The 19,200-nt window shown below is 59.4% G+C and carries 17 protein-coding genes; 7 read left to right on the forward strand and 10 right to left on the reverse strand.

What is annotated here, in order from left to right:
- Positions 1-46 precede the first annotated feature (46 nt).
- The 3 genes from ACQZ40_RS14800 (at position 47) to ACQZ40_RS14810 (ending at position 3,822) form a co-directional block, all read left to right on the forward strand.
- Complete coding sequence (locus tag ACQZ40_RS14800; protein ID WP_003524584.1) at positions 47-976, forward strand: sugar ABC transporter substrate-binding protein; 930 nt, start codon at positions 47-49, stop codon at positions 974-976.
- A 240-nt stretch (positions 977-1,216) separates the two neighbouring features.
- Positions 1,217-2,758 carry a sugar ABC transporter ATP-binding protein gene (locus tag ACQZ40_RS14805; protein WP_080857299.1) on the forward strand — a complete coding sequence of 514 codons (1,542 nt, stop codon included), beginning with the start codon at positions 1,217-1,219 and terminating at the stop codon, positions 2,756-2,758.
- A gap of 32 nt (positions 2,759-2,790) precedes the next feature.
- The gene (locus ACQZ40_RS14810; protein WP_003524582.1) at positions 2,791-3,822 is read left to right on the forward strand and encodes an ABC transporter permease; all 1,032 of its coding nucleotides are present in this window, start codon (positions 2,791-2,793) and stop codon (positions 3,820-3,822) included.
- A gap of 80 nt (positions 3,823-3,902) precedes the next feature.
- Here the strand turns inward: ACQZ40_RS14810 and ACQZ40_RS14815 are convergent, their stop codons facing one another.
- Complete coding sequence (locus ACQZ40_RS14815; protein WP_003524581.1) at positions 3,903-4,658, reverse strand: gamma-glutamyl-gamma-aminobutyrate hydrolase family protein; 756 nt, start codon at positions 4,656-4,658, stop codon at positions 3,903-3,905.
- A 304-nt stretch (positions 4,659-4,962) separates the two neighbouring features.
- Here ACQZ40_RS14815 and ACQZ40_RS14820 point away from each other — a divergent pair, with 304 nt between their 5' ends.
- Positions 4,963-6,060, forward strand: coding sequence for a TRAP transporter substrate-binding protein (locus ACQZ40_RS14820; protein WP_003524575.1), 1,098 nt, complete (start codon positions 4,963-4,965; stop codon positions 6,058-6,060).
- A 267-nt stretch (positions 6,061-6,327) separates the two neighbouring features.
- Here the strand turns inward: ACQZ40_RS14820 and ACQZ40_RS14825 are convergent, their stop codons facing one another.
- Positions 6,328-7,797, reverse strand: coding sequence for a TRAP transporter large permease (locus ACQZ40_RS14825; RefSeq protein WP_078052517.1), 1,470 nt, complete (start codon positions 7,795-7,797; stop codon positions 6,328-6,330).
- 32 nt (positions 7,798-7,829) lie between these two features.
- Positions 7,830-8,369 (reverse strand): TRAP transporter small permease subunit, encoded by a 540-nt coding sequence (locus ACQZ40_RS14830; protein ID WP_065657269.1) that lies wholly within the window; start codon positions 8,367-8,369, stop codon positions 7,830-7,832.
- A gap of 414 nt (positions 8,370-8,783) precedes the next feature.
- Here ACQZ40_RS14830 and ACQZ40_RS14835 point away from each other — a divergent pair, with 414 nt between their 5' ends.
- Both ACQZ40_RS14835 and ACQZ40_RS14840 read left to right on the forward strand, forming a co-directional pair.
- Positions 8,784-9,008, forward strand: coding sequence for an aa3-type cytochrome c oxidase subunit IV (locus tag ACQZ40_RS14835; RefSeq protein WP_003524572.1), 225 nt, complete (start codon positions 8,784-8,786; stop codon positions 9,006-9,008).
- A gap of 69 nt (positions 9,009-9,077) precedes the next feature.
- The gene (locus ACQZ40_RS14840) at positions 9,078-9,611 is read left to right on the forward strand and encodes a hypothetical protein (protein WP_443407765.1); all 534 of its coding nucleotides are present in this window, start codon (positions 9,078-9,080) and stop codon (positions 9,609-9,611) included.
- A gap of 16 nt (positions 9,612-9,627) precedes the next feature.
- On the opposite strand, the gene ACQZ40_RS14845 is transcribed toward ACQZ40_RS14840, so the two are convergent.
- Positions 9,628-10,881, reverse strand: a complete 1,254-nt coding sequence (locus ACQZ40_RS14845) for an NAD(P)/FAD-dependent oxidoreductase (RefSeq protein WP_448748240.1) — start codon at positions 10,879-10,881, stop codon at positions 9,628-9,630.
- A gap of 319 nt (positions 10,882-11,200) precedes the next feature.
- On the opposite strand from ACQZ40_RS14845, the gene ACQZ40_RS14850 reads away from it, so the two are divergent.
- Complete coding sequence (locus ACQZ40_RS14850; RefSeq protein WP_448748241.1) at positions 11,201-12,937, forward strand: methyl-accepting chemotaxis protein; 1,737 nt, start codon at positions 11,201-11,203, stop codon at positions 12,935-12,937.
- An 81-nt stretch (positions 12,938-13,018) separates the two neighbouring features.
- Here the strand turns inward: ACQZ40_RS14850 and ACQZ40_RS14855 are convergent, their stop codons facing one another.
- The 6 genes from ACQZ40_RS14855 to ACQZ40_RS14880 all read right to left on the reverse strand — a co-directional run bounded on the left by ACQZ40_RS14855 (position 13,019) and on the right by ACQZ40_RS14880 (position 19,073).
- Positions 13,019-14,335, reverse strand: a complete 1,317-nt coding sequence (locus tag ACQZ40_RS14855; RefSeq protein WP_271045724.1) for an LLM class flavin-dependent oxidoreductase — start codon at positions 14,333-14,335, stop codon at positions 13,019-13,021.
- An 18-nt stretch (positions 14,336-14,353) separates the two neighbouring features.
- The gene (locus tag ACQZ40_RS14860) at positions 14,354-15,700 is read right to left on the reverse strand and encodes an MmgE/PrpD family protein (RefSeq protein ID WP_271045725.1); all 1,347 of its coding nucleotides are present in this window, start codon (positions 15,698-15,700) and stop codon (positions 14,354-14,356) included.
- A 4-nt stretch (positions 15,701-15,704) separates the two neighbouring features.
- On the reverse strand, positions 15,705-16,505 hold the full coding sequence (locus tag ACQZ40_RS14865) for an amino acid ABC transporter ATP-binding protein (RefSeq protein ID WP_078052519.1): 801 nt from the start codon (positions 16,503-16,505) through the stop codon (positions 15,705-15,707).
- Positions 16,506-16,517: 12 nt separating this feature from the next.
- Positions 16,518-17,300 (reverse strand): amino acid ABC transporter permease, encoded by a 783-nt coding sequence (locus ACQZ40_RS14870; RefSeq protein WP_125145747.1) that lies wholly within the window; start codon positions 17,298-17,300, stop codon positions 16,518-16,520.
- Entirely contained in the window at positions 17,297-18,040 is a 744-nt protein-coding gene (locus tag ACQZ40_RS14875; RefSeq protein WP_065657277.1) for an amino acid ABC transporter permease, read from the reverse strand. The genes ACQZ40_RS14870 and ACQZ40_RS14875 overlap by 4 nt, the downstream gene beginning before the upstream one ends.
- Positions 18,041-18,233: 193 nt before the next feature.
- Positions 18,234-19,073, reverse strand: coding sequence for a transporter substrate-binding domain-containing protein (locus ACQZ40_RS14880; RefSeq protein WP_271045726.1), 840 nt, complete (start codon positions 19,071-19,073; stop codon positions 18,234-18,236).
- Positions 19,074-19,200 lie beyond the last annotated feature (127 nt).

Raw genomic sequence — 19,200 nt, forward strand, 5'->3', positions numbered from 1 at the left:
CCTCCGGCTGGGAGAGGTGGCGCCGGACACCGAGGAGGAGAAAACAATGAAGAAATTTATCATCGGCGCAGCCATGTCTGTGCTTCTGGGCACGGCGGCGCATGCGGAGACCGTAGGTGTCTCGATGGCGCTGTTCGACGACAACTTCCTGACCGTGCTGCGCAACGGCATGCAGGATTATTCCAAGGAGCTGAAGGGCGTGACCCTGCAGGTCGAGGACGCGCAGAACGACGTTGCCAAGCAGCAGAGCCAGATTCAGAATTTCATCGCGTCCAAGGTCGACGCGATCATCGTCAACCCGGTTGATACGGATGCGACGGCGGCGATGTCCAAGCTCGCCGCCGACGCCAAGATTCCGCTGGTTTATGTCAACCGCCAGCCGGTGAACGTCGATAGCCTGCCGGATGGCCAGGCATTCGTCGCCTCCGACGAGACGGTGGCCGGCACGCTTGAAGCGAAAGAAGTTTGCCGCCTTCTCGGTGGCAAGGGCAATGCGGTCATCATGATGGGTGAGCTTTCCAACCAGGCGGCACGCATGCGCACGCAGTCTGCCAAGGACGTTCTGAAGACCGACGAATGCAAGGGCATTTCGGTTGTTGAAGAGCAGACCGCGAACTGGCAGCGCACGCAGGGTTCCGACCTCGTCACCAACTGGCTTTCCAGCGGTATCGAATTCAATGCCGTCATCGCCAACAATGATGAAATGGCGATTGGCGCGATCCAGGCCCTGAAGGCCGCAGGCAAGGACATGAAAAGCTATGTCGTCGCCGGCGTTGACGCCACGCAGGACGCCCTTGCCGCGATGCAGGCGGGCGATCTGGATGTGACGGTGTTCCAGGATGCGGCAGGGCAGGGCAAGGGCGCTCTCGATGCCGCGCTGAAGCTCGTCAAGGGCGACAAGGTGGAGAAGAAGGTCTACATTCCTTTCCAGCTCGTCACGCCTGAAAACGTCAAGGACTACGTGGCCAAGAACTAACGGCCGCCTTCCGGCATCTGCGCCCGTTCAGATTGACATTGGAGGCAGATGCCGGTTTCCGACGGCGCCGAAGACAAGCTTCGGTACGCGAGCGGATTACGATTGAATTTCAGTGAATTCAAAGTGTTGCAGCGCCTTTCATGTCGTGATCGACATGGCGCTGCAAGCCTCCCCGGAGGCAAGGGTGCGCCATCTGGCAAAGCCTGTTTCCGGTCATTTTTGTCTATTGTGGAGGATGAGATGGTCGTCAGTCCATCGACAATGGCCGCCGTGCGCGCCAGCGGAGCCGTGCCGAATGCGGAGTATCTTCTCGCGGCGGAAGGCATACGCAAGGAATTTCCCGGCGTCGTGGCGCTTGATGATGTGCAGTTCAAGCTGAAGCGCGGCACCGTGCATGCGCTGATGGGCGAGAATGGCGCCGGAAAATCGACGCTGATGAAAATCCTGGCCGGCATCTACCAGCCGGACAGTGGCGAAATTCGCCTGAAAGGCGCCGACATACGTCTCGATTCCCCGCTCGATGCGCTGGAAAACGGCATTGCCATGATCCATCAGGAACTGAACCTGATGGCGTATATGACGGTGGCGGAAAACATCTGGATACGCCGCGAGCCGAAAAACCGGCTGGGCCTCATCGACCATGGCGAAATGTATCGCCGCACCGAAACGCTGCTGGAAAGGCTGGGCATCGATCTTGATCCGGAAACCCGCGTCGGCGAGCTTTCGGTGGCAAGTCGCCAGATGGTCGAGATCGCCAAGGCGGTTTCCTATGATTCCGACGTTCTCATCATGGACGAGCCGACATCCGCACTGACGGAGCGCGAGGTCGAGCATCTCTTCCGCATCATCCGCGATCTCCGGGAACGCGGTATCGGTATCGTCTACATCACCCACAAGATGAACGAGCTGTTCGAGATCGCCGATGAATTTTCGGTTTTCCGCGACGGCAAATATATCGGCACCCACGCCTCGACCGATGTAACGCGTGACGACATCATCCGCATGATGGTGGGCCGTGAAATCACCCAGATGTTCCCGAAGGAAGAGGTTCCGATCGGCGACGTGGTGCTTTCGGTCAAGAATCTCACGCTCGACGGCGTTTTCCACGACGTTTCCTTCGAGGTGCGCGCCGGAGAAATTCTCGGCGTTGCCGGCCTTGTCGGATCGGGCCGCTCCAATGTGGCGGAAACGGTGTTCGGTGTAACGCCCGCATCCTCGGGTACGATTGCAATCGACGGCAAGCCGGTATCGATCGACAGCCCGACGAAGGCGATCAGTCACCGCATGGCGTTTCTGACGGAGGATCGCAAGGATACGGGATGCCTGCTGATCCTGAATATTCTGGAGAACATGCAGATCGCCGTCCTGCAGGACAAATATGTCGCCAATGGCTTTGTGCAGGAAAATGCGCTGTCGGATGCCTGCGAGGAGATGTGCCGCAAGCTCCGGGTCAAGACGCCGCATCTTTACGAGCGCATCGAGAATCTCTCGGGCGGGAACCAGCAAAAGGTGCTGATCGGCCGCTGGATGCTGACCAAGCCGCGCATTCTCATTCTGGATGAGCCGACACGCGGCATCGATGTCGGAGCCAAGGCGGAAATTCATAAGCTGGTTTGCGAGATGGCGCGCCAGGGCGTCGCCGTCATCATGATTTCCTCCGAAATGCCGGAGGTTTTAGGTATGAGCGACCGTGTCATGGTCATGCATGAAGGTCGGGTGACGGGCTTCCTTGATAGAAGTGAAGCCACGCAGGTTAAAGTGATGGATCTCGCATCGCGGTGAGGCGCGCCGGGATTTCTCGAGGAGGAATGACTATGAATACGAACGCCGCCGCCAACACAGAGTTGGACGCAAAATCCGGACGCAAGCCGCACCGGCGCATCCCGCCGGAGGCCAATATCTTTTTCGTGCTGATCGGCATCGCGCTGGTTTATGAAATTCTCGGCTGGATTTTCATCGGCCAGAGCTTCCTGATGAACCAGCAGCGCCTGACGATCATGATCCTGCAGGTCTCGGTGATCGGCATCATCGCGGTCGGTGTCACGCAGGTCATTATCACCGGGGGTATCGATCTCTCTTCCGGTTCCGTCGTCGGCCTGACGGCGATGCTGTCCGCCAGCGTGGCGCAATCGTCCACATGGCCGCGGGCGCTTTATCCGGGGTTGACCGATCTGCCCTTCTTCATACCGCTCGCCGTCGGCATATTGGCTGGCGCCCTTGCGGGCTTCATAAACGGGCAACTCATCGCCCGCACCAAAATTCCGCCCTTCATCGCAACGCTTGGCATGATGGTGACGGCGCGTGGTCTTTCCAAGTGGTATACGAAGGGTCAGCCGATCTCCGGTCTGACGGACGGTTTCAACTTCATCGGCACGGGCATCTGGCCCGTCGTGGTGTTCCTCGTCGTCGCCGTCATCTTCCACGTGGCGCTGCGTTACACCCGCTACGGCAAGTTCACCTATGCCATCGGCGCCAACCAGCAGGCGGCACGCGTGTCCGGTATCAATATCGAGGCGCATCTGATCAAGGTCTATGCCATTGCTGGTCTGCTCGCCGGTCTCGCCGGTGTCGTCACCGCCGCCCGCGCCCAGACGGCGCAGGCCGGCATGGGCGTGATGTATGAACTCGACGCCATCGCCGCAGCCGTTATCGGCGGCACATCGCTCGCCGGCGGTGCCGGCCGCATCACCGGAACGGTGATCGGCACCATCATCCTCGGTGTCATGACGTCGGGCTTCACCTTCCTCCGGGTGGACGCCTATTATCAGGAAATCGTCAAGGGCCTGATCATCGTGGCCGCGGTCGTTGCCGACGTCTACCGACAGAAGAAACGCGCAAAGCGCTAAATCCTCCTCCCAGACTTGGGGCAGGCCTTCAGGCTTGCCCCTTTTTTGTGTTCTTATGAGCCGGGGGGATTAGCTAAGGTTCATGCCTTGCTGTTCCGATAGTCGTGGACGGCCTTGCCGAAGGCCTCGAACAGTGCCCGGGAGGGCGCGTCCGTCTCAGCCCAATATTCCGGATGCCATTGCACGCCGACAGCAAATCCCTTGGCGTCGATGACTGAAACTGCCTCGATGGTGCCGTCCGCCGCCGTCGCCTCCACCTGCAGGCGTGGAGCGGTCTCGGCGATTGCCTGCCGGTGCAGCGAATTGATCTGGATTTCGCCCGACATGCCAAGATGCTGTGCGATGCAGGAGCCTTCGCGCACATGCACCGGCTGGCGGATGGCGAAGGCCACGTCGCGGTCGTCATGTTCCGGCTTGCGGTGGTCCCATATGCCAGGCTGCTCCTGAATTTCGGACGCAAGTGTACCGCCCAGCGCGACGTTCAGCTCCTGAATGCCGCGGCAGATGGCCAGCATCGGGATGCCACGTTCGATGGCGCGGCGGATGAGCGGCAGGCTGGTGGCGTCGCGGGCCTGATCGAACGGGCCGTCGCTTTCCTGCGCCTCTTTTCCGTAAAGGGAAGGATGCACATTGGTGGCGGAGCCGGACACGAGCAGGCCATCCACCCGGTCGAGAATAGCGTCGACCTCGTTTCCGTCCTCGAAGGCCGGGACAATGAAGGACATGACACCAGCCACCTTCAGCGCGGCGGAAACATACTGGTTCTGCGCGGCGTGCCAGTCGGCTCCGGTGAAATGCCGGATGTCGGCGGGAACGGCAATAATGGGTTTTGGCATGGTGGCTCCGGGACGAATCTTCGAAATTTGTGCGACTGCCGGCTGACCAAGTCAAGCACGCGTTTTGCGTTATGAGGACCCTTTATGCGCCTAAAGTATAAGGCGATGCCGGGATATTTCAGTTGGAAATAAAATACGAAGCAGAGTTTCCGAAAATTCCCCGAAAGGCCGGTTTTTCCGCGATTAATTCTTGGTGCGGGTGCTTGTCAGCCGGGCCGTAACCGTGCTTACTTTGCTGCGATGCCTGAACAGCAACGAGGGGAATTCAAAGCTGCGGGCAGCGTTCATATCTGGGAGGATATAGATGGATCGCCGTTCCTTTATGAAAAAAGGTGCGCTTGCGGGAGCTGCTACGGCAGCGCTGGCCGCGCCCGCCATTGCACAGCAAAATACCAAGATCAACTGGCGCCTGACGTCGTCGTTTCCGAAATCGCTCGACACGATCTATGGCGGCGCGGAAGATATTGCCAAGCATGTCGCCGCCGCAACCGACGGCAATTTCACCATCCAGCCCTTTGCCGCCGGTGAAATTGTGCCCGGCCTGCAGGCAGCCGATGCCGTATCATCCGGCACGGTGGAAATGTGCCACACCTGCTCCTATTATTACGTCGGCAAGGACCCGACCTTCGCCATCGGCACGGCAATACCTTTCGGCCTCAATGCTCGCCTCACGAATTCATGGTTCTATGAAGGCAACGGCAACAAGCTGCTCAACGAGTTTTACGCCAAGCACAATCTCTACGGCATGATTTCTGGCAATACCGGCGCGCAGATGGGCGGCTGGTTCCGAAAGGAAATCAATACCGTCGACGATTTCAAGGGCGTGAAGATGCGCATTGCGGGTCTCGCCGGCAAGGTGGTGGAAAAGCTCGGCGTGGTGCCGCAGCAGATCGCCGGCGGCGATATCTATCCGGCGCTGGAAAAAGGCACCATCGACGCGGCGGAATGGGTCGGTCCCTATGACGACCACAAGCTCGGCTTCCAGAAGGTGGCGAAATATTATTATTATCCCGCCTTCTGGGAAGGTGGCCCGGTCATCCATTCCTTCGTCAATCTGGAGAAGTGGAACAGCCTGCCGAAAAACTATCAGACGGCGCTGCAGGACGCCTGTGCCTTCGCCAACACCAGCATGATGGCGAAATACGACGCGAAAAACCCGATCGCCATCAAGCAGCTCGTCTCTGAAGGTGCGGTGCTCAGGCCGTTCAGCCAGGAAATCCTCGAGGCTTGTTACAAGGCTGCGCTGGAGGTCTATGCCAATATTTCGGCCTCCAATCCGGACTTCAAGAAGATCTACGAAGATCAGGTCGCCTTCAAGCGCGAAGGTTATCTGTGGATGCAGCTTGCGGAATACACGTTCGATACTTTCATGATGATCCAGCAGCGTAACGGCAAGCTCTGATTATTCGGTGACGGCGGACCGAGCAAAGGCCCTGGGGATTTCGGTCTCCGGGGTTTTTGTTGTTCGCGCATACCTTCACGCATCCGACAACAAAGGATGATTTACGATCAATTCCGTTGTGGGCAAAAGCAGCAGGCTCCGGGGCTAGCTGGTCTGTCTCCGTCCGGTTCAATTTTCTAAGCAGATAAGCAAACGGAAGACGGGTGCGCACTCCCGTCTTCCACTCCACAATCATAAGCGTTTCGCCTAGCCCTTACAAGACGCCGATCAGGGCCCGATCTTCGGGGGCTCGCCAAGATTCGGCATGCCTGGCAATCCACCTGGCTGGCTGAAATTGGGCATGGTGTTGCCACCCTGATTGCCGAAGGCGGGCACTTCGATCTTTATGGAATTCAGATCGACCTCGGGCGCCTTGTCCAGCCAGTAGGTGACGGATTCCGGCCAGAAGATCACGATGGCGACGAGGATGAGCTGCATGCCGAGCCAGGGAATCGCGCCCATGTAGATATCCGATGTCTTGACCGTGCGCGGCGCGATGGAGCGCAGGTAGAACAGCGCAAATCCGAAGGGCGGATGCATGAAGCTCGTCTGCATGTTGATGCAGATCAGAACGCCGAACCAGATGAGGTCGATACCGAGCGACTGGGCGATCGGCGCCAGCATCGGAATGACGATGAAGGCGATTTCGAAGAAATCGAGGAAGAAGGCGAGGAAGAAGATGAAGATGTTGACGAAGATCAGGAAGCCGATGGGGCCGCCCGGAATGCCCGACAGCATATGCTCGATCCAGAGCGAACCGTCCATGCCCTGAAAGACGAGGGAGAAGCAGGTGGCGCCGACCAGAATGAACACCACCATGGAGGTGATATGCATGGTGGAATGCATGCCCTGCTTGATGAGGTCCCAGGTGAGGCGGCGGTGCGCGGCGGCCAGCGCCATGGCGCCCACGACCCCGAGCGCACCGGCTTCGGTGGGCGTTGCGAGGCCGAGGAAGATGGTGCCCAGCACGAGGAAGATCAGCACGATGGACGGGATCATGCCCGCCAGCACGCGGAACACCAGCGCCCGGTTGAGTTCTCCCCGCGCTTCCGGCGGCAGCGCCGGCAGGTCCTTCGGCCGCACGACCGACATGAACAGGATGAAGAGCATGAAGATGGCGACCTGCAGGATCGAGGGGCCGATGGCGCCCAGGTACATGTCGCCAACGGATTTGCCGAGCTGGTCGGCAAGCACGATCAGCACCAGCGAAGGCGGGATGACCTGCGTGATCGTTCCCGATGCGGCGATGACGCCGGTGGCAAGTCGCGGGTTGTAACCATATTTCAGCATGATCGGCAGTGAGATGACGCCCATGGTGATGACCGAGGCGGCAACCGTGCCGGTAATCGCACCAAGGATCGCGCCGACGATGATGACGGCATAGGCGAGACCGCCGGGAATGGCGCCGAACAGCTTGCCCGTTCCTTCAAGCAGATCCTCTGCAAGCCCGCATCGCTCGAGGATCGCGCCCATGAAGGTGAAGAAGGGGATGGCCAGCAGAAGGTCGTTCGAGACGATGCCGAAGATGCGCAGCGGCAGGGCCTGAAGAAAGGCCGGCGAAAAATGCTCCGTGAAGATGCCGATGACACCGAAAACGAGACCGACGGTGGCGAGCGAGAAAGCAACCGGAAATCCGTAAAGCATGAAGATGATCATGCCGAGGAACATCAGTGGCGGAAGAATACCATATTCGAACATGGGAAATATCCTGAAGGTTCAGATCGGTGCGATCATTGCAGGGGTTTTTCGTACTTCGTATCGAGCGCATAAAGCCCGTTGAGGGCGCCTATGCGCTTGATGAGTTCGGAAAAACCCTGAAGAACCAGAAGTGCGAAACCCGCGAAGATGATGAATTTCACCGGCCAGCGGATGAGGCCGCCGGCATTGGAGGACATTTCGCTCTGATGCCAGGATAGCGTGAACATGGGCCAGGAAAGCCAGGCGAGGTAAAAGCAGCCGGGAAGCAGGAACAGCACGATGCCGATAATGTCCACCCAGATGCGGCTGCGCGGTGAAATCGCGCCATAAATGATGTCCACTCGCACATGTTCATTCATGCGCAGCGTGTAGGATGCGCCGATCAGCACGATGAAAGCGAACATGTACCACTGGATTTCCAGCCAGCCGTTCGAACTGTAATTGAAGGCATAACGGACCATGGCATTGCCGGCGCTGACGAGGCAGCAGATGAGCACGAGATAACCGGCAACCTTGCCCAGAGCTTCGCTTGCAAGGTCTATCAGCGCGCTTAGTTTTAAAAGCGATTTCATAACTTTCCCCTCTTCCCTTTTCGGGCCCTTTGCGGGTTTATGGCGGAGAGCAAAGCCCGGTGCCCCTGCTGCGGCCACGCCTCCACGTGCTTCCGCTGCCACAGGCTCCAGAGTTCCTCCCCACAGAATCCCGTGTATGGTCAGGCGGTTCGAAAAGCAACCAAAACCACCATGAAACAGCTTGGCGGACAGCCGTTTTCAACCGTTTGCGAAAGAATGTTGCCCAATGACATGTTTTGCCCGGTTGCGCTGTCACGGTGCATGCCATTGCCGCTCTTTCGCTGAGAACGCATTGCGCTTTTCGGCGACTTCATGTTACCTCTGGTTACGGAGAATCCGGCATTGGCCCGTGATCGTCCACGGGCAGATTTACCGTGTGACGGGCATGACGGATGGAGCACAAGGGGAAGCGGAATGAGCGAACACCACACGGGTCCTGTCGAAGTCGGCGCCGAGATGAACTACGCCGAGCACGAAAAGACCTATAACGGTTTTCTGGCCTTGACGAAGTACGGCACCATGATGCTGTGCGTGCTGATGCTGGCCATGGTCGCGGGTTTCTTCACCACCGCCGGCTTCCTTGGTGGCCTGGTCGTCTTCGTCGTACTGTCGGCTGCGGGTTTCTTTTTGCTGCGCTGAACGATCCCGTTCATGAGCGGTTCCCGTTCCGGGGACCGGGCGATGCCGGATAACCGGAAAGGCCAAGCCATGAATCGTCTGTTATATTGTCTGTTTCTGCTGGTGGCGATTGCGCATCCCGCTTTGTCACGCGATCTCTCACCTGCCGAGCAGGATAGTCTTCGCACACAGATAGAGCGATTTCAGACGGCTTTGAGCACGCAGGATTTCGATGTCGTCGGCAAGACGGTGCCGCCGAAAATCTTTGAATTCATCGCAGGCGAAGCGGGTATTACCGCGGAGCAATTGCGTGGCGCCTTGACCGCACAGATGCAGATGGCGCTCGCGGCGGTCAAGATAACCGAGTTCACCATGGATACGCAGGCGATCAGCCTTGCGCAAACGTCCGATGGAACGCCTTATGCGCTCATTCCGACCAGGACGGTGATGGAAACCGGCGGCCAGACGATAGAGGCGAAATCCCACACGCTGGCGCTGATGGACGGTGCGGACTGGTATTTGCTGCGGGTGAGCGACCAGCAGCAGGTCACGATCCTGCGCAAGGTCTATCCGTCCTTCGCCGAGGTGGTGTTTCCGGACGGTTCCATGCAGCCGGTGAAATAGGTCCTTCTTCCCGAACTCAGGAAAAACGTCCCGGCCGGAAAGGATCGACCGAGATTTCCGTCTCCTCTCCGCTGGCCAGTTGCGTCACCAGACGGGCGGTTGCTGCCGATTGTGTCAGCCCCAGATGGCCATGGCCGAAGGCATAGATGACGGAGGGCGTGGCGCGTGCCGTGCCGATGACGGGAAGACAGTCCGGCATGGACGGGCGGAACCCCATCCATTGTTTCCCGCCTTCCAGTTTGAGGCCGGGCAGGAAACGTCCTGCTTTCTTCAGCATGGCTTCCGCACGGCGGAAATTCGGCTTCAATTCCAGCCCGCCGAGTTCGACCGCGCCGCCAATGCGGATGCCCGTCGATAGCGGAGTGACGACGAAGCCGTGATCGTTGAAATAAAGCTGGCGCGTCAGGTTGAAAGCCTCGGGGGAAAGCGTGGTGTTATAACCACGTTCGGTTTCCAGCGGCACGACGTTGCCGAGCGTCGCGGCAAGTTTTCTCGACCAGGCGCCGCAGGCGATCACCACTTTGTCGGCATCGATCTTGTCGCCATTTTCCAGCGTCACGATCGTACTTTCGCCCACGGCATCGATGCGTTCGGCCTCGCCTTTGCGCAGGCTGGCGCCGCGGGCCATTACCAGATCGAAAATGGCGCGGGTGAAATCGTAAGGGTCGGAGACCTGCAGGCCATCCGGCGAAAACATGGCATGGCGGAACTGGGGCGCGAGACCCGGCTGCAGTTCCTCGATTTCGGGGCGGCCGACGTGCTGAAAGGTGAAACCGGCGTTTTCCTTTTCGTCCCAGTCCCTGCGGGCAGCATTGAGACTTGCCTCGCTGTCATAAAGATCGAGCGTGCCGGTTTTCGAAACGAGATGTGAAAGTTCCGGCATCGCCGCGACATGAGCCATTTCCACGGCAGCCAGGCGGTTGATGTCCGTGAGTGACTTCAGCCCATGGCGAAAGTTGCGCTCGGCGCTCGCGCGCCAGAAACGCCACAGCCAGGGTGCGATCTTCGCCGCATAGGCGGGCGACACGCTGAGCGGGCCGAGCGGATCGAACAGCCAGCGCGGCGCTTTTTTCATGATGCCGGGAGCGGGAATGGGGATGATTTCAGGGAAGGCCAGAATGCCGGCATTGCCGGAACTCGCGCCCCGGGCAACCTCGCCGCGCTCCAGCAGCACCACCTCGCGTCCGGCATTCTGCAGATAAAGCGTCGCCATGGAACCGATAATGCCGGTGCCGATCACCAGCACATCGCATTTCAGGGTTTTGGTCATCGGCGCTCCTGCAACACAAATCTTTCAACCCCGCATAACAATGAATGCCGCCCCGATGAAAGGCCGTATCGTATTGCCGGCGCAGAAATATCAGCACTGTGGCAAATAAGCGGTCCGAAATAAACAAGGCGAATATATTCGCGATGAAGCATATTCGCGGTCGATTGATGTTCCGGATCAATAGTTATATTTCATTATTAATCGCTATTTAACAGTGTCCGGCTAGTTTCGCGTGCAGGCGGGCCGACCGTTTTTCATCTCTATATTTCGAGGGTGGAGCGGGTCTGCATATGGATTACTGTTTGGGGGTTTCAAAAAGATGTCTTACTTTTCTAAACTTGGTCTTGACGCTTCTGCGGTGCTTGATGCGCTTAGCCGCTCACAGGCCATCATCGAGTTCGATCTGACCGGCAAGATTTTGAAAGCGAACGATAATTTCTGCAAGGCCGTCGGCTATCAGCAGTCTGAAATCGTTGGGCGTACCCACAGCATGTTCCTGTCTCCCGAAGATGCGGCCTCGCCTGAATACAAGAGCTTCTGGGCGAGGCTGTCGCGTGGCGAATACGATCAGGGTCAGTATCGACGTCGGGCCCGGAATGGCGACGAAATCTGGATCGAAGCTTCCTACAATCCCGTGTTCCGTTTCGGCAAGCCCTACAAGGTGGTCAAGATTGCAACCGACATCACCTCGATCAAGCGCAAGAGCGCTGAGGATGACGGGAAACTGGCGGCGCTCTCCCACGCGCAGGCCATAATCGAATTTACGCCCGAAGGGAAAATCCTCAGCGCCAACGAAAATTTCCTCGCGACGCTCGGTTACACGGCGGAAGACATCATCGGGAAACATCATTCGATGTTCTGCGAGCCTGCCTATGCCCAGTCGCAGGACTATCGGGATTTCTGGAAGAAACTCGGAAAGGGCCACTTCTCGACGGGGCAGTTCATGCGCCTTGGCAAGGATGGCAAACGCGTCTTCATTCAGGCCTCCTATAATCCGATCATCGATGATCGGGGCCGCGTCTTCAAGGTAGTGAAATTCGCTTTCGATGTGACGGACCGGATGCATGCGGTCGAGGAACTTGGTGCTGCGCTCGAGCGGCTTTCTCAATGCAATATCCGTATTACGCTGGACAAACCCTTCGTCGGCGAGTTCGAACGGCTGCGCCACGATTTCAATAAATCCATCGCTGAATTCCAGAAGACGCTGGAAAACGTTCTCGGCCAGACCGGAGACCTGACCCGCAGCAGCCAGGAAGTCAGCGAAGCCTCCGTCAATCTTGCCGAACGTTCGCGTGAGCAGGCCGTGGCGCTCGAGGAGACTTCGGCAGCAATCGAAGAAATCACCGCGACGGTCCGTTCCTCGACAGAAAATATGCAAGAGACGCGCAAGCTCGTTCAGAGCGCGCGGACATCTACCGTGGCTTCCACCGAGGTCGTGGAGCGGACGGTCGATGCCATGCAGCGTATCGAGACGGCTTCGCGGGAAATCAGCCAGATCATCGGTGTGATTGACGAAATCGCCTTCCAGACGAACCTGCTGGCGCTGAATGCCGGCGTGGAAGCTGCGCGTGCGGGTGACGCGGGCAAGGGTTTTGCTGTCGTGGCGCAGGAAGTGCGCGAGCTGGCGCAGCGTTCCGCCAATGCCGCGAAGGAAATCAAGGCGCTGATCAACAATTCCGGCACCGAGGTTCTGGAAGGCGTCAGGCTGGTGGGCGAAACCGGCGAAGCGCTGAAGCAGATCGACGCGCTGGTCAGGCACATTGACGGCAATGTCGACATGATCGCCAAGGCGGCGGACGAGCAGGCCGTCGGCATCAGCGAGATCAACAAGGCGGTCAGCCGGCTGGACCGGATGACGCAGGAGAATGCGGCGATGAGCGCCCGTACCACGGTGATCAGCACGACGCTGGCGCAGAGCGCGGATGCGCTGGCGCAGCTTGTCAGCCTGTTCAAGCTGAACCGCCGTACGGTGCAGCGGGAAGACGGATCGTCCACCCGCCCGGATGCTCCGAATACGGCCCGGCGCGACCAGACGTCGGCAAGAGCGGCCGCGTAAGGAGCGGGCTCAGGCCCGCTTCAGCTTGAGAATGAGATTCCGTGGATGCGGATGCCTTTGAACGGCATCCGCATTGCTTTTTCACCGCAGCGCCGGTCGTTCGATACCGAGGTGGTCGCGCAGCGTCGAGCCTTCGTAGTCCTTGCGGAACAGGCCGCGCTCCTGCAGCAGGGGAACGACCTCGCGGTTGAATTCCTCCAGCCCGCCGGGGAAGAAGGGCGGCATGACGTTGAAACCGTCGGCCGCACCGTTTTCGAACCATTCCTGCATTCGGTCCGCCACATCCTTGGCCGTGCCCATGACGATATGGTGGCCGCGGCCGGCGGCGACGCGCAGCGCCAGCTCCCGGATCGTCAACTTTTCGCGGCGCGCCAGTTCGGTCAGAAGTTCGGCGCGGCTGCGCAGCTGGTCGGAAATCGGCAGGTCCGGCAGCGGACCGTCGAGATCGTAATCAGTGAGGCTATGGCCGATGCGTTCTTCAAGCAGCGGCATTGCGCTCTTGATATCGGTCCAGCGGTTCAGTTCCTTCAGTTTTTCGCCAGCCTCTTCAAAGCTCCTGCCGATGATCGGCATGAAGCCGGGCATCACGGCGACGCTCGCCGGATCGCGGCCGAATTTTTCCACGCGGGCTTTAAGGCTCGTATAGAAGGCCTGCGCTTCGGAAATCGCCTGCTGGGCGGTGAAGACGATATCGGCGGTGCGGGCGGCGAGATCCTGCCCCGGCCCGGAAGAGCCGGCCTGGATGAGAACCGGGTGGCCCTGCGGAGAGCGCGGAATATTGAGCGGTCCCCTGACCGTGAAATATTTGCCCTCGTGGTTGAGTATATGGACCTTTTCCGGATCGACGTAGCGGCCCGCCTGCTTGTCCTTGACGAAGGCGTCGTCATCCCAGCTGTCCCACAGGCCGCGAACGACATTCACATATTCTTCCGCCACCGCATAACGCTCGTCATGCTCGGGATGGTCCTTGGAAAAATTCGCCGCCGTGCGGGCATAAGAGGTGGTGACGATGTTCCACGCCGCACGGCCGTGGCTCAGATGATCGATGGAAGCGAAGGCGCGGGCGGTGTGGTAGGGCTCGCCATAGGTGGTGGAGGCGGTGGCCGCCAGTCCGATCTTGTCGGTGACCATGGCCAGCGCAGCAAGCAGGGTCAGCGGCTCGAAACGCGCGATCATCGAGGGATGGGCGTCGACACCGCTGGTCAAGCCGTCGGCCAAGAATACCATGTCGAACTTCGCCGCTTCGGCCATTTTCGTAACACGGGTGAGCAGATCGAAATTTTCACTGCCGGCTTCGGCATCGGGGTGACGCCAGCCGGAAACGTGGTGCCCCGCGCCCTGCAGGAAAAGGCCGAGATGCATCTGTCTTTTGCGTGTCGTGGTGGTCATGGTGATCATGCCTTCATGTCGGTCGAGTTATATTTGCGATACCAGAAGCGTTTCGAGCTTTCTGAGGTCAGCTGCGGTTTTCATGGACCGCACCAGTGCCGGAATGCCGGCGAATTTCTCATTGCCGCCGGTCGCGTCGGCAAATTTTTCGGTCGGGTCATCGATGCCAGGAAGGCCGTCGACACGGCGCGACAGCACCGTGCCGTCCTTCCTCGTCACGTCGATGACCACGAACCGGGTGGTCGGATCGGGCGAGAGGCGGCGGGCGGTCTCGTCATGCCGGCGTGAGACTTTGGCGGAAAGGGCAAGCAGATCGTCGCGCGTCGGGCGTTCGTCGAAATGGCCGATGCCGAGCGCTCCATCCGTCAGCGCTGCGGCAAAGACATATTCGGCGCTGAAGCGCGCATCGATGCCGGTCGTGGGCGTGGCCGGTCCGACGAGAGCGGCATCGCCGCCCGGCGGGAAGGTGATGGTGACCGTCTCTATCTCGTCCGGCGTCAGATTATTGCTGTTGCGCAGCGCCAGCGCGCCGACGGCAACGGGATGGCTGGCGGTGCAGCAGGGAAAGGCCTTGAGGGTGAGGCCGGGCGAGACGATCTGCCAGGGTGCGCCCCAGCCGGAGAGAACACGTTTCGGCTGCTCGGCGCCAAAGGCGAAGGCGGAATAAAAACCGATGGGTTTTTCCAGAAAATCTGGAGCGCCCTGAAAGCCGGTTCGCGCCAGCCGCGCGGCGGTAAGGCCGGCACGCGTGGCGAGCCCGGCATGCAGTGGCTTGGCATCAAACCCGAATTGCAGGCGAAGCCCGGCCGATTGCGTGGCGGCAAGGCCGAGCGCAACGGCCGTTGTCTGCGGATCGAATTTCAGGAGATGGGCAATCGCTGCCGCGGCACCGATGGGGCCGAGCGTGGCGGTGGCGTGGAAGCCGTTTTCGTAATGCCTGGTGCCGAGCGAGAGGCCGAGACGCGCCATGGTTTCCAGCCCGACGATATAGGCGGCGATGAAGGCATCGGCCGTGGAGCCCTCTTCGACCGCGACAGCCAGCAAAGCGGGAATGATGGCGACAGTCGGGTGGCCGCGCACGCTGCCGTGCACATCGTCATAGTCAAGCACATGCCCGGCGTGGCCGTTGATGAGGGCGGCGGTGAAGGTATCCGTGCGCAGATCGTGGCCGATAATGCCCGCCGTGCCTGACGTTCCGGGTGTAAAGCTGTCGATCAGGATTTTCGTGCTTCTGTCGGCAGCGCCGCCCAGCACGCAGGCGAAAAAATCGATCAGCGCCGTGCGGGCGATGGCCACCGCATCCTCATCACGCAGGGGATCGGAGGCGGCAATCGCTTCTGCAAGATGAAGGGTGAGCTTTTCGTCTGCGGTCATGGCATCAGATCCCTTCGCCGTCATTCACCCGTGCCACCTGTCCGCCAAGACCCTTGACGAAGGCGTTGATGCGCGGATTTGTCGACTTGTAGAAGATGTGCTCGGGCGTGCCCTGATCGACGATCAGGCCATTTTCGGTGAAGACGATATTGTCGCTGATTTCTTCGGCAAAACGCATTTCGTGCGTGACGAGAATGCTGGTCATGCCATCATTGACGAGATCGCGGATGACGGCGAGCACTTCGCCCACGGTTTCCGGGTCGAGTGCGGATGTGACCTCATCGAACAACACCAGTTCCGGCCGCATGGCAAGTGCGCGGGCAATCGCCACGCGCTGCTGCTGGCCGCCGGAAAGCTGGCCGGGATAGGCATCGACCTTCTGGGAAAGGCGCACTTTCTCCAGCAATTCGCGGGCATGGCGCTCGGCTTCAGCTTTCGGCGTACCCAGAATCTTGATTGGTGCGATGGTGATGTTTTCCATCACCGTCAGATGCGGAAAGAGGTTGAACTGCTGGAACACGATGCCGATGCGCTTGCGCAGCGCGATGCGCTCAGCCTCGGTCTTCAGCAGGTCCACTCGCGTGCCGCCGACGGTGATCTTGCCCGATTGCGGAATGAGCAGGCCGTTGATGCAGCGCAGGATGGTGGACTTGCCGGAGCCGGAAGGGCCGATGATGGAGACGGCGTCGCCCTTGTTCACGGTGAGGTCGATGCCCTTCAGGACCTGATTGTCACCGAAGGACAGGTGTATGCCTTCCAGTTCAACCAGTGCTTTTGCGGCGGTTTGTGGTGCGGGTGCGGACATGGCTTGTTCCAATCAGCGGGAAGCGAAGCGCCGCTCGAGGCGCTGCGTGAAACGGGATACGGGATAGCAGAACAGGAAGAACGCCATCAGAACGGTGAGGTAGACCACGACGGTGAAATCGTTGCGCTGCACGGCGGTGCTTGCGTCTGTTGCGGCATGCAGCAACTCATGCACGCCGACCAGTGAGGCGAGCGCCGTACCCATGGTGATCGACGCATAAAGGTTCATCCATGGCGGCAGCGAACGCTTCACGCATTGCGGCAGGATGATCCAGCGCAGTGTCTGGTTGCGCGAAAAACCCAGCCCCTGCGCCGCTTCCCATTGCGCCGTCGGAATGGACTGGATGGCGCCACGGGTGATTTCGGCGATATGGGCGCTGGCCGGAATGGCGAGACCGACGACGGCCTTGATCCAGTCCGGGAAGGGAATGTAGTTGCCAAAAGCGACGATCTCGAAGGGGAAGATGTAGGTCGCGGCAAAGATCAGCACCAGATGCGGGGCGTTGCGGAATATCTGGACATAGGTGAGCGCCGGCGCGCGCACGAGGCGGTAGGGCGCAAGCTCCATGATGCCGAGGAGGACGCCGATGAAGGTGCCGATGGCGATCGCAAGGATGCTGATCAGCACGTTCATTGCAAAACCCTTGGCCAGATAGGGCAGCCATTGCAGCAGCACCTGACCGAGGGACGGGTCGAGGATCAGCCACAGAATGACGGCAATCAACACGCCGAGCAGCAGAATGGTGCCGAAAGGTGGCTTCCTCACCGCCTGTGTTGGAGAGACCACCGCACTCATTGACCGAACCCCGGAACCGCAAGACGCCGCTCAAGCCAGAGACCGGCCCTTGCGACGATAAAATTGATGACGCTGAAGAAGATCAGGATGACGATCATCAGCTCGACCACATTGTCGCGCTGCGTCCAGATCAGGATCGAGGCATAGGTGATTTCACCCACCGCAATTGCCGAGCCGACCGTGGTGAGCTTCACCAGATTGACGAGGTTGTTGATGATGGAGGGCAGCGCCGTGCGGATGGCCAGCGGAAACTCCACATAACGCAAAATCTCGAAGGAACTGAAACCGATCGCACGCGCCGCCTCGATGGTGGTCGCCGGCACCGCCTCGATACCGCCGCGCAACGCTTCCGCATGGAAAGCGGCAATGTGCAGGCCGGTGATGGCGACGACCCAGAAAAAGGGTGTCAGCGGATTGTTCTGCGCGCCGCCGAGAGCGTTAGAAATCAGCATGTTGAGCACGAGGAAACCGCACATCAGCTGCACCAGCGTCGGCGTGTTGCGCGTCAGTTCCACATAGGCGCGCACGGGGCCGGCAAGCCAGACCTTGCCCGATGTCAGCATGGCCGCGAAAATGAAGCCGAAGACGAGGCTGAGCGGCAAAGTGACGGCGACGAGGATCAACGTCATCTTCATGCCGTCGAGCCAGATCTGAACCTCGTAACCGCTGTTCAGAAAGTCATAGTTGAGGCCGAGATGCGCGGTCAGTTCTATGAAGCGCGCTGTAAATCCATCCTGCATCGGAAATCCATGCTGTTATTGCGGGTGCCGCCCGGCGGGCGGCGCCAGAATGGCCTGCCTTGTTATAAAGCAGAAAAGAACGGCAGGCGAAACCGGCCGTTCCTGATGGTCAGGGGAAATCACTCCACCCTTTTGCCGCCGTCATCACCTGCGATGGGGACGTGCAGATAACGGAAAAGTCCTGCACCTGTCCTTATTGGGCGGCAGAAAGCTTCTTCTGCTGCTCTTCCATATAGCCGATGCTCGGCAGACGGTTGGCCTTGGCGAATTCGAGCATCTTGCCGGAGGCGTGCAGTTCCTTGACGATCTTGTCGAGAGCGGCCTGCGTGTCGCTTTCGCCCTTGCGCAGCCAGATCACGGAATCAGACGGGATCAGGTCGGTGGGGATAAGGATGCCGTAATCCTTCCACTCATCGGCGCGGTCCTGAAGCATCAGGCTGAGCGTGCCGTTGACGTGAACGGAGACGTCGCAATTGCCGCCCTTGAGCGCCAGCAGCGATTCCGGCTGGCTTGGCAGCGCCTTTACCTGCGCGCCATATTGCTCGATCAGCGGCTGGGTGTAGTTGGAGCCTTGCGAAACGCAGGCGATCTTGCCCTTCAGGTCCGGCCAGTCCTTGATGCCACTGTCCTTGCGGCCGATGGCGGCGCCGCCCTGGCGGTCATAGGGGGTCGGTACGTAATCGAGCGTTTTGGCGCGCTCTTCCGTGTACTGCATGTTGGCGATCAGAATATCGACCTTGCCCTGCTGCAGGAACTGCACGCGGTTGGGCGGGGTCACGGTTTCGGTGACCAGCTCGACACCGAGGCCGGCGGCCAGCGCCTTGGCGACGTCGATGTTGAGACCCTTCTGCTCCTGCGTCTTCGGATCGATAAAGCCGAAAGGCGCGCCGGAAAGGATAACGCCGACAGTGAGCTTGCCGCGACCCTTAATCCGGTCGAGCGTTGCATCCGCGTGAGCGGCAGTGGCCATCGAAGCGATGACAACGGTTCCGGCAATGAGTTTTGCGGCAAATCTGGAGAAAGAGAGGGCCATGGATATTTCCTTTTGATTGTAGGTGGAAACTACATGAGGCACCCGCCAAGAGCGAGAATTGGCATTGCGTGAAAAATAGTATGAATAAAATCCGGTTCCAATAAATCTTTTGGAGGGAAAAATTATC

The organism is Agrobacterium sp. 16-172Ci, assembly GCF_053522725.1.